7 protein-coding genes are annotated in these 11,723 nt (G+C 74.8%); all 7 read left to right on the plus strand.

What is annotated here, in order from left to right:
* The coding region (locus ADL34_RS21760) for a phosphopantetheine-binding protein (protein ID WP_159038967.1) at window positions 1-784 on the plus strand (784 nt) is incomplete at its 5' end.
* On the plus strand, window positions 781-8,016 hold the full coding sequence (locus ADL34_RS37055; RefSeq protein ID WP_062668544.1) for an amino acid adenylation domain-containing protein: 7,236 nt from the start codon (window positions 781-783) through the stop codon (window positions 8,014-8,016). The genes ADL34_RS21760 and ADL34_RS37055, both read left to right, overlap by 4 nt.
* A 48-nt stretch (window positions 8,017-8,064) precedes the next feature.
* The gene (locus ADL34_RS21770) at window positions 8,065-8,271 is read left to right on the plus strand and encodes an MbtH family protein (RefSeq protein WP_062668543.1); all 207 of its coding nucleotides are present in this window, start codon (window positions 8,065-8,067) and stop codon (window positions 8,269-8,271) included.
* 2 nt (window positions 8,272-8,273) lie between these two features.
* Window positions 8,274-9,239, plus strand: coding sequence for an ATP-binding cassette domain-containing protein (locus ADL34_RS21775; protein WP_062668542.1), 966 nt, complete (start codon window positions 8,274-8,276; stop codon window positions 9,237-9,239).
* Window positions 9,236-10,078 carry an ABC transporter permease gene (locus ADL34_RS21780; RefSeq protein ID WP_062668541.1) on the plus strand — a complete coding sequence of 281 codons (843 nt, stop codon included), beginning with the start codon at window positions 9,236-9,238 and terminating at the stop codon, window positions 10,076-10,078. The genes ADL34_RS21775 and ADL34_RS21780 overlap by 4 nt, the downstream gene beginning before the upstream one ends.
* Before the next feature lie 113 nt (window positions 10,079-10,191).
* Window positions 10,192-10,443 (plus strand): acyl carrier protein, encoded by a 252-nt coding sequence (locus ADL34_RS21785; RefSeq protein ID WP_062668540.1) that lies wholly within the window; start codon window positions 10,192-10,194, stop codon window positions 10,441-10,443.
* Window positions 10,444-10,487: 44 nt separating this feature from the next.
* Entirely contained in the window at window positions 10,488-11,717 is a 1,230-nt protein-coding gene (locus ADL34_RS21790) for a beta-ketoacyl-[acyl-carrier-protein] synthase family protein (RefSeq protein ID WP_062668539.1), read from the plus strand.
* The last annotated feature ends 6 nt before the right edge of the window (window positions 11,718-11,723 follow it).

The following is an 11,723-nucleotide window of genomic DNA, read 5'->3' on the forward strand; positions in this document are numbered from 1 at the left end:
GCGCGGCTATCTGGACGATCCGGGCCGGACGTCCACGACCTTCATCGCGGATCCGTTCGCGGGTTCGGGTGCGCGGATGTACCGCACGGGTGACCGGGTGGTGCAGCGTGGGGACGGGCAGCTGGAGTTCATCGAGCGCCGGGACCACCAGGTCAAGATCCGCGGACGCCGCGTCGAACTGGGCGAGATCGAGGCCACCGTCCGAGGGCTCGACCAGGTCGCCGACGCGGCCGTGGCCGTCGTCCCCGACGCCTCGGGCAACCCGCGCCTGGTCGGCTATCTGACCGGACCGGCCGTCACCCCCGACGCCGTACGGGACGAGCTGGCCCGGGTGCTGCCCGCCTACATGATCCCGTCCACCTGGCTCGTCCTGGACGCCATGCCGCTCACCGCGAACGGCAAGCTCGACCGCAAGGCCCTGCCCCGGCCCGAGCACGCGGACGACGCGCAGCCCACACGGGGCCCGCGCGACGAGCGCGAGGAGATCCTCTGCGGCATCCTCGCCGAGGTGCTCGGGACGCCGGCCGTCGGCGTCGACGAGGACTTCTTCGCGCTCGGCGGCGACAGCATCCGGTCCATCCAGGTCGTCAGCCGCGCCCGTACCGCCGGGCTCGCCCTCACCACCCGGGACGTCTTCACGCACCGCACGGCCGCCGCGCTCGCCCGCGCCGCCGCGGAAGCCGAGGCCGCGCCGGCGGCGCCCGAGCCCGAGGGCGAGCTGATCTCCCTGACCGACGACGAACTGGCCGACCTCGAATTCGAGCTGAGTGAGGATCTGTCGTGACCGAGCCGAGAACCAGGACCAGGATCAGCGAGGTCCTCCCGCTCTCCCCGCTCCAGCAGGGCCTGCTCTTCCTGTCCTCCTACGACCGCACCGGCCCGGACCTGTACACGCTCCAGTTCGTCGCGGACATCGACGGCGACCCGGGGGACGTGGAGCGCCGGCTGCGCGCCGCGTCCACCGCCCTGCTGCGCCGCCACCCGAACCTGCGGGCCTGCTTCCGCAACCGTAGGAACGGCGAGCCGGTGCAGGTCGTCCCGCACGAGGACGAGGTACGCCCGCCGTGGTCCGTCCACGACCTCGCGGACCTGCCCGAGGAGGAGCGGGAGGCGGAGGCGGCCCGGATCGCGCGCGAGGACCGGCTGCGGCGCATCGACCCGGCCCGCCCGCCCCTGATGCGGTTCGCCCTGCTGCGGCTCGGCGCGCACCGCTGCCGGCTGGTGTGGTCCGTGCACCACATCCTCGTCGACGGCTGGTCCCTGCCGCTCGCGGTGCGCGAGCTGACGCTCCTCGCCGACGAGCGGGGCGCGGCCTCCCTGCCCGAGCCCCCGGCCTACCGGTCCTTCCTCGGCTGGCTCGGCACCCGCGACCGTGCCGCGGCCCGTACGGCCTGGGCGGGGCTGCTGGAAGGGCTCGACGGACCCGTGCGGGTCGCCCCGGACGCGGACGGCGCGGACACCGGGCTCCCCGAGACGGACCAGGCCCGGCTGTCCCAGGAGGACACCGCCGCCCTCACGGCGTGGGCGCGCGGACGCGGGCTGACCCTCAACTCCGTGGTGCAGGGCTGCTGGGCGGTGCTGCTGGGCCGGCTCACCGGACGCGACGACGTGGTTCTCGGCGCCGTCACCTCCGGGCGGCCCGCCGAGGTGCCCGGAGTCGAGTCGATGATCGGGCTGTTCGCCAACACCCTGCCGGTGCGGGCCGACGTACGGCCGTGGCGGCGGGCGAGCGAGCTGTTCGAGGAACTGGCCCGGCAGCAGCTGGAGATGATGCCGCACGAGCATCTGCCGCTCGCCGAGGTGCAGTCCGCGAGCGGCGTCCAGGGCGACCTCTTCGACACCGTGCTCGCCTTCCAGAGCTACCCGCTGGACGAGGAGGGGCTGCGCCGGGAGACCGGCGGCACCGTGAGCGCGGCCCGGGTGCACGCCGCCACCCACTACCCCCTCCACCTCACCGTCGTACCGGGGGAGCGGCTGGAACTCCAGCTGGCGTACCGGCCGTCCGTGCCGGGCGGCGCGAAGGTGCTCGGCCGGCTCGTGCGCGTCCTGCGCCAGGTCGCCCAGAACCCGGACGTCCTCCTCGCCGGCCTCGGCGGACTCGCGCCCGAGGACGAGCGGCGCGTCCTCACCGAGTGGAGCGGCAACCCCGCGTCCGGCCCGGACACCGCACGTCGAGCGACCGTCCCGGAGCTGTTCGCCGCGCAGGCCGCCCGCACCCCCGACGCGGTGGCGGTCACCGCCGGCGCCGACCACCTCACCTACCGGGAGCTGGACCGCCGCGCCAACCGGCTCGCGCACCTCCTCGCCGCCCGGGGCGCCGGGCCGGAGACCTTCGTGGCGGTGTCGCTGCCGCGCGGCGCCGACCTCGTCGTCGCCGTCCTGGCCGTACTGAAGGCGGGCGCCGCCTACCTGCCGCTGGAGCCCGCCCACCCGGCCGACCGCGTCGCCCACACCCTGCGCGACGCCCGCCCCGTCATCCTGCTGACCCGCACCGGCACCGACCTGCCCATCGGCCCCGGCACCGCCCGCCTCGACCTCGACACGGCCGCGACCGGCGCCGAGCTCGCCGCCCAGCCGGACACCGCTCCCCGGACCGCCGTCACCCCCGGCCACGCGGCCTACGTCATCTACACCTCCGGCTCCACCGGCCGCCCCAAGGGCGTGGTGGTGCCGCACCAGAACGTCGTCCGGCTGCTCGACTCCACCGACGCCTGGTTCGGCTTCGGACCGGACGACGTGTGGACGCTGTTCCACTCCATCGCCTTCGACTTCACCGTGTGGGAACTGTGGGGCGCCCTGCTGTACGGCGGACGCCTGGTCGTCGTCCCGCACGACGTGTCCCGCTCGCCCGACGCCTTCCGGGACCTGCTCGCCCGCGAACGGGTCACCGTCCTCAACCAGACCCCGTCCGCCTTCTACCAGCTGATGCGCGCGGACGCCGACGCGCGGGACGAACTGTCCCTGCGGCACGTGGTGTTCGGCGGTGAGGCCCTCGACCTCGGCCGACTCGCCGACTGGTACGCGCGGCACGCCGACGACGCCCCGCGCCTGGTCAACATGTACGGCATCACCGAGACGACGGTCCACGTCTCCCACCAGGAACTGGACGCCGCGACGGCCGCCGCCGGCGGGGGCAGCGTCATCGGGCGCGGCATCCCCGACCTGCGGGTGTACGTCCTGGACGGCGCGCTGCGGCCCGTGCCGGCCGGAGTGCCCGGCGAGCTGTACGTGGCCGGTCCGGGTCTCGCGCGCGGCTATCTGGGGCGCCCCGGGCTGACCGCCGACCGGTTCGTGGCCTGCCCGTTCGGGCCGCCCGGCGCGCGCATGTACCGCACCGGCGACCTGGCCCGGTGGCGGGACGACGGCACCCTCGTCTACCTGGGCCGCGCCGACCAGCAGGTGCAGCTGCGCGGCTTCCGCATCGAGCTCGGCGAGATCGCGACCGTCCTCGGCGGGCACCCGCGTGTCGCCGAGGCGGCCGTCGTCGCCCGCGAGGACCGCCCCGGGGACCAGCGGCTGGTCGCGTACGTCGTCACCGACGACGACTTCCGCGACCGTGAACTGACGGCATCCATCAGGGACTTCGCCGCCTCACGGCTGCCCGAATACATGGTCCCCGCCGCCGTCGTCCGGGTCCCCGCGCTGCCCCTGACCGCCAACGGCAAGCTCGACCGCCGCGCCCTGCCCGCCCCGACCTACGCCACCTCCGACCGCGCCCCGCGCACCCCCGCCGAGGAAACGCTGTGCGCGGTCCTCGCCGATGTGCTCGGCCTCGAACGCGTCGGTGTGGACGACGACTTCTTCGCGCTCGGCGGGCACTCGCTGCTCGCGACCCGCGTCGTCAACCGGGTCCGCGCCGAACTCGGCGCCGACCTGGGCCTGCGCGACCTGTTCGAGGCCCCGACGGCCGCCGCGCTCGCCGCCCGCCTGCCCGCCGCCGCACCCGGCAGACCCCCGCTCACCGCACGCCCCCGCCCCGCCACCCTGCCCCTGTCGTACGCCCAGCAGCGGCTGTGGTTCATCGAGCGGCTCGGCGCCCCGGGCGGCCTCTACACCATCCCGCTGGCCGTCCGGCTGAGCGGCCCCCTGGACGTACCGGCGCTGGAGGCGGCGCTCGGTGACGTCGTCGCCCGGCACGAGGCGCTGCGGACGGTGTTCCCGGCCCGCGCCCTGCCGTCGTCCGCCTCCACCGAGCCGGCCGGCACCGGGGCCTCCCCCGTTCCCGGTGCCGGCCCCACCGGGGGCGTCGGCCCGGCCGAGCAGCGAGTGCTCGCACCGGCCGACGCCCCCGTCCCACTGCCGGTGACCGCCGTCGACGAGGCGGGCCTGGACGCCGCGCTGGCCGCCGAGGCGGGCCGCGGCTTCGACCTGGAGCGGGAGATCCCGCTGCGGGCCCGCCTGTTCGCGGCCGGCCCCGGCGAACACGTCCTGCTGCTCGTCCTGCACCACATCGCGGGCGACCGCTGGTCCCTCGCACCCCTCACCCGCGACCTCACTACCGCCTACGAGGCGCGCCGCGCCGGCCGCGCCCCCGCCCCGCGCCCGCTGCCCGTGCAGTACGCGGACTACACGCTGTGGCAGCGCGAGGTCCTCGGCGACGAGCACGACCCCGGCAGCGAGCTGGGCCGCCAGCTCGCGCACTGGACGAAGGCCCTCGACGGGCTCCCCGAGGAACTCCCGCTGCCCTACGACTTCCCGCGCGGCACCCGCGCCGGGCACCACGGCGGTCTGGTCCGCGCCGACGCCCCGCAGGAACTCGTCCGCGCGCTGCGCGCGTTCGCCGCGCGGTCCGGCGCCAGCGTCTTCATGGTCCTGCAGGCCGCGCTCGCCGCCCTGCTGACCCGGCTCGGCGCGGGCACCGACATCCCGCTCGGCACCCCGGTGGCGGGACGCTCCGACGAACAACTCGACGACGTCGTCGGCATGTTCGTCAACACGCTCGTGCTGCGCACCGACACCGGCGGCGACCCGGACTTCCACGGACTGGTCGCCAGGGTCCGCGAGTTCACCCTGTCCGCGTACCACCACCAGGACGTGCCGTTCGAGAAACTCGTCGAGACGCTCAACCCGGAACGGTCGATGTCCCGGCACCCCCTGTTCCAGGTCATGCTGGGCGTCCAGCAGGACGCGGAACTGCCCCGAGGCGGCACCAGCGGCGGCCTGACCGTACGGCCCCGGGAGGTGCCCGGGTCCACCGCGAAATGGGACCTGTTCCTCCAGTTCACCGAGGAGGGCGCCGACGGCCTGTCCCTCGCGCTGGAGTACCGCACCGACCTCTTCGAACCGGCCACCGCCCGGCGGATCGCCGACGCCTGCCTGCGGCTGCTGGGCTCGGCGCTGGCCGACCCCGACGCACCGCTGTCCCGGCTCGACGTCCTCGACCCGGCCGAGGGCGCCTACCTGCTGGAGCGGGGCACCCGCCACACCGGCACCGACCGGACCACCGTCACCGAACTCGTGGCCCGCCGCGCCGCCGCCGCACCGGACGCCGTCGCCCTCGTCCACACCGGCGCCGACGGCCGCCGCGCCGAGACCACGTACGCCGGCCTGGACGCGGCCGCCAACCGCCTCGCCCACCTGCTCGCCGGACGCGGCGTCGGCCGCGGCGACCTCGTGGCGCTGCGCCTGGAGCGGGGGCCGGCCACCGTCACGGCCCTGCTGGCCATCGCCAGGACCGGGGCGGCGTACCTGCCGCTCGACCCCGCCCACCCGGTGGAGCGGACGCACGGCATGCTGGCCGACAGCGGGGCCCGGCTGCTGCTCACTGAGGAGACGCTGGCGGACGCCACGGCCGGCTGCCCCGCCGACGTCGTCGTCCTGGACGCCCCCGACGTGCGGGGCACCCTCGCCCACCTCCCGGTCACCCCGCCGGACACCGCCCCGCCCCGCCCGGACGACCTCCTCTACGTCATCTACACGTCCGGCTCCACCGGACGCCCGAAGGGCGTCGCCGTCACGCACCGCGCCGCCGTACGGCTCGTCCAGGGGCTGCCCGAACTCGCCCTCACCGACGGCGACACCTTCCTGTACTTCGCGCCGGTCGCGTTCGACGCGTCCACCTTCGAGATCTGGGCGCCGCTCGCCCACGGCGCCCGGCTCGCGATCTGCCCGCCGGGCCCCGCCGACCCCGGAACGCTGGGCGACTTCTGCCGGCTGGCCGGGGTGAGCGTGGCCTTCCTCACCACCCAGTTCGTCAACGCCGTCGCCGACACCCGGCCCGACGCGCTCGCCCCGCTGCGGGTGCTGCTGACCGGTGGCGAGGCGCACTCCCGCGACCACCTCGACCGGCTGCGCGCCGCCCTGCCCGGCACCCGCGTGTACAACGTGTACGGGCCCACCGAGGCCACCACCTTCGCCACCCTCCAGGACTGCGCCGAGGCGGCCGACGCCCCGGCCGGCGTGCCCATCGGACTGCCCATCGGCGACACCCACGCCCATGTCCTGGACGAGGCGCTGCGGCCGGTGCCGCGCGGTGTGGTCGGCGAGCTGTACCTGGCGGGGCCGGGTCTGGCGCTCGGCTATCTCGGCCGGCCCGGCGCGAGCGCGGAACGGTTCGTCGCCTGCCCGTTCGGCGCGCCCGGGCAGCGGATGTACCGCACCGGCGACCTGGTGCGCTGGGACGCACGCGGCCGGATCGACTACGTGGGCCGCGCCGACCAGCAGGTGAAGATCCGCGGCTTCCGCATCGAACCCGGCGAGATCGAACGCCATCTGACCGGCCACCCGGCCGTCGCACGGGCCGCCGTCCTCGCCCCCGCCGGACCCGGCGGGCAGCGCCGGCTCGTCGCCTACGTCGTCCCCGCGCCCGGCCGCTCCGCGCCCGACGCCTCCGACCTGCGCGCCCACCTGGCCCGCTCCCTGCCCGGCTACATGGTGCCCGCGGCCTACGTCACGCTGCCGGACCTGCCGCTCACCCCGAACGGCAAGCTCGACGTCCGCGCCCTGCCCGCCGCCGCAACCGCCCCCGCCGACCGGACCGTACGGCCGCCGCGCACCGACGCGGAACGCATCCTGTGCACGGCCGTCGCCGAGGTGCTCGGCACCGGACCGGCCGGCCCCGACGACGGGTTCTTTACCCTCGGCGGCGACAGCCTCAAGGCGATCCTGCTGGTCAACGCCGCCGCCCGGGCCGGACTGCGGATCAGCCTCGCCGCGGTCTTCGAACACCGGACCCTGGAGTCGCTCGCGGCCTCCGCCGCCGTGGCGGGCGAGGACGTCGACCCACTCGGCCCGATGCTGCCCATCCGGCCCGCCGGCATCCTGCCCCCGCTGTTCTGCGTCCACGGCGGCCTCGGCTTCGGCATCCCCTTCGCCGCGCTCGCCGAACACCTCGACCCAGCCCGGCCCGTGTACGCCCTCCAGGCCCGCGGCCTCACCGCCGGGGAGCCGCTGCCCCGGGACCTCGGCGAGGTCGCCGACGACTACGTGCGGCGGATCCGCGCCGTCCAGCCGGAGGGGCCGTACCACCTGCTCGGCTGGTCCTACGGCGGAGTCGTCGCCCACGAGATGGCGGTCCGGCTGCGCGCCGCCGGGCAGGACGTGGCCTACCTGGCCAACCTGGACGCCTTCCCCGGCGACGCGGACGGCGCCACGCCCACCGACGAGGAGTTCCTCGCCGACTTCCTCACCGAGGCGGGCGTCGGCACCGCGGGGCTCGACACCCTCACCCCGGCCGCCGTCGCCGCCCACCTCGACCGGCTCGGCGGCCCGCTCGCCGGGCTCGGCGCGGCCACCCTGGAGCGGCTGCTCCGCGTCATGCGCAACCACCTCGACCTGTTCCGGCGCTTCACCCCCGGCCGGTTCGACGGCTGCCCGATGACGCTCTTCCTCGCCGCCGAGGGCGTCACCGGGGAGGAACGCGCCCTGCGGGCCAAACGCTGGGAGCCGCACCTCGCGGCCGCCCCGACGACGTACGACGTCGACTGCGGCCACCAGCGGATGCTCGCCCCGGGCCCGGCGGCCGTCATCGGCCGTCACGTCGAACACGACCTCGCCGCCCTCGCGGCCGCCCGCTGACGCGGACACCCGAACGTCCGACCCTTCCGCACAGATCAGGAGAACCCCATGGCCAACCCCTTCGACAACGAAGACGGCACCTTCCTCGTCCTCGTCAACGACGAGGGGCAGCACTCCCTGTGGCCGTCCTTCGCGGCCGTGCCCGACGGCTGGCGGGTCGTGCTCGACGCGACCGACCGGGCCACCGCCGTCGCCCACGTGGAGAGCAACTGGACCGACATGCGTCCGCTCAGCCTCCAGCGGCAGGCGGGCTGAGCGTGTCCTCGTCCGACATCGCCATCCTCGCCGAGGGCCTCGGCAAGACGTACCGCTCCCACACGGCGCTGCACGGCATCGACCTGTCGGTGCCGGCCGGCACCGTCCTCGGTGTCCTCGGGCCCAACGGCGCCGGCAAGACGACCACCGTGCGCATCCTCGCCACCCTCGTCCAGCCGTCCGCCGGCCGGGCCACGGTCGCCGGGCACGACGTCGTCCGGGACAGCCGCGAGGTGCGCCGGCGCATCGGCCTGGCCGGCCAGTACGCGGCCGTCGACGAACTGCTCACCGGACGCGAGAACATCGTGCTGCTCGCCAGGCTCCTACGGTTCGGACGGCGCGGCGCCGCCCGGCGCGCCACCGAACTGCTCGAACGCTTCGAGCTCACCGAGGCCGCCGACCGGCCCGTCGGCACCTACTCCGGCGGGATGCGCCGCCGCCTCGACCTCGCCACCTGTGTCATCGGCGAGCCCGAGGTGCTGTTCCTCGACGAACCCACCACCGGCCTCGACCCCACCAGCCGGGCCGTGCTGTGGGACATCGTCCGCGACCTCGTCGCCGGCGGGGTGACCATCCTGCTGACCACCCAGTATCTGGAGGAGGCCGACGAACTCGCCGACCGGATCGCCGTGATCGACGCCGGACGCGTCATCGCCGAGGGCACCCCGCAGTCCCTCAAACGGCAGGTCGGCAGCGAGTTCCTGGAGGTCACCGTGGCCCGCCCGGAGAACCTGGGCGACGCGGTGGCCGCCCTGTCCGGGCTCGGCGGCCGGCCCCCGGCCGTCGACGAGGGCGCCCGCCGGGTGTCGGTGCAGCTCGGCCCGGACGGCCTGGACGAGGTGGCCCGCGCCGCGCTCGCCCTGCGCGAGAAGGGCGTGCCCCTCGCCGACTTCGAACTGCGCAGGCCCACGCTCGACGACGTCTTCTTCGACCTCACGGGCACCGGCCGGAAAGAGGAGACCCAGTGACGGCCACGGCCACGACGACCCGCCCCGCGCGCTCCGGGGGCGCCCTCACCGGGCACTTGGGGGACACCCTGGCGCTGGCCGGCCGGCACCTCACCCATCTGCGGCGCTCACCCGGCCGGCTGATCCTCGTCACGATGAACCCGCTGGTCATGCTGATCGCCGTCGGCTACCTGTTCCGCAACTCCATGCAGGTCCCCGGTCACGTGGCCTACGAGGACTTCATCATGGCCGGCATCGCCATCCAGGTCGGCCTGACCAGCGTCGGCCCCACCGCGATCGGCGTCGCCCTCGACCTGCGGCACGGCCTGGTCGACCGTTTCCGCTCCCTGCCGATCTCCCCGGCGTCCGTACTCGTCGGACGCACCCTGTCCGACCTGTTCGTCGGCGCCGTCAGCCTCACCGCCGTGTCCCTGGCCGGCCTCGCCGTCGGCTGGCGCCCGCACGAGGGCGCCCTGCGCACCGCCGCCGGATTCGCCGTCCTGCTCGCCTTCGTCTACGTGATGCTCTGGGTGGGAATTCTGCTCGGCACGACCCAGAAGAACGTCGAGGCCATCGACGGCACCGGCGCCCTCGTCCTCGTCGTGTTCAGTTTCCTGTCCAACGCCTACGTGTCCGTGGGCGGACTGCCCGGCTGGCTGCGCCCGGTCGCCGAATGGAATCCGGTGACGAGCGTCATCACCACCTGCCGGCGGCTGTGGGGCAACGACCCCGCGGGCGCCGCCGGGACCGGGTTCCCCGCCCAGCACCCCGGGACCGTCACCGCCATCACGCTGACCGCGCTGCTGGTCGTGGCCGTGCTGGGCAGCGTCCGGGGCTTCCGGCGGGCCGTCGGACGCTGACCCGGCAACGCCCGTCAGCGGTCCATCAGTTGGACGTCAGCGCGCAGTCACCGGCGCTCACTACGTTTTTCCGCGACAGCAGAACTCAACCGTCATAAACGGAGGAATCAGCAATGACGACGGTCGCTCCCGAACGCCTCAGCCGTATCCGGGAAATCATCGCCGAGAACATCGACGTCGACCTCGGCACGCTTTCCGACACGGCCCTGTTCATCGACGAACTCGGCGCCGACTCGCTGAAGCTCATCGACGTCCTCAGCGCCCTGGAGATGGAGTACTCCATCGTCATCGACATGAACGAACTCCCCAGGATGGTGAACGTCGAGGCCACCTACCAGGTGACCGCGGCGGCCGCCGGCTGGTGACCGGCACCCCCCGTCCCGAGCGTCCGTCCCTCCGAAGGAGTCCCATGTCCACCGCACCAGCACGCCGCCGGGTCGTCCTCACCGGCTTCGGGGTGATCTCCAGCATCGGCACGGGTGTCGAGGAGTACACGGCGGGGCTGCGGGCCGGCCGCTCCGGCGCACGGCCCATCACCCGGTTCGACACCGAGGGCTTCGGCCAGAACACCGCCTGCGAGGTCCCCGACTTCGAGCCCGGGCGGTGGATCCGCAACGTCCCCCTGGACGACATGGGCCGCGCCGGCCAGTACGCGGTCGCCGCCGCGCGGATGGCCGTCGAGGACGCCGGGCTCACCGAGGCCGACCTCGGCGAGCGGCCCGCCGTCGTCACCGTCGGCACCACCGACGGCGAGTCCCACGACATCGCGCTGCTGCTGGAGCAGGAGCTCGCCGCCGGCGACCCCGAGGCGATGGACCCGGTGCTGTCCCGCCGCGTCAACGCGGGCCGCCTGTCCACCGTCATCGCCCGCGAACTGCGCATGCCGAACGTGGAGGCCACCACCGTCACCACCGCCTGCGCCGCCGGGAACTACTCCATCGGCTACGGCCTGGACGCGATCCGCACCGGCGAGGTCGACCTCGCGCTGTGCGGCGGCGCCGACGCCGTGTGCCGCAAGGCGTTCGCCCTGTTCAAGCGGTTCGGCGCGCTCACCCCGGACGTGGTGCGGCCCTTCGACAAGGACCGCCAGGGCATCCTCACCGGCGAGGGCGCCGGCATCCTCGTCCTGGAGAGCCTGGAGTCCGCGCTCGCCCGCGGAGCCCGCATCCACGCGGAGGTCCTCGGCTACGGCCTCAGCTGCGACGCCGCCCACCCCACCGCGCCCAACCGCGACGGCATCGCGCGCGGCATCCGCCTCGCCCTCGACGACGCCGGCGTGCAGCGGGAGGACGTCGACTTCATCTCCGCGCACGGCACCGGCACCAAGGCCAACGACAAGACCGAGTCGGCCGCCATCGTCGACGTGTACGGCGACAGCCCGCCGCGCACCGTCGCCGTGAAGTCGATGCTCGGCCACTCCATGGGCGCCGCCAGCGCGCTCGGCGCGATCGCCTGCGGCATCGCCCTCGAGGAGGGCTTCATCCCGCCCACCATCAACCACCGCGAGACCGACCCGGACTGCCCCCTCGACGTCGTGCCCAACCGGGCCGTGGAGGCGGACGTACGGATCGTGCAGAACAACTCCAGCGCCTTCGCCGGCAACAACGCCGTCCTGATACTCGGCACGTACGGGGAGTGAGTGACG

It is taken from the genome of Streptomyces sp. NRRL WC-3605, from assembly GCF_001509795.1.
In the GTDB taxonomy this organism is placed as follows: Bacteria; Actinomycetota; Actinomycetes; order Streptomycetales; family Streptomycetaceae; genus Streptomyces; species Streptomyces viridochromogenes.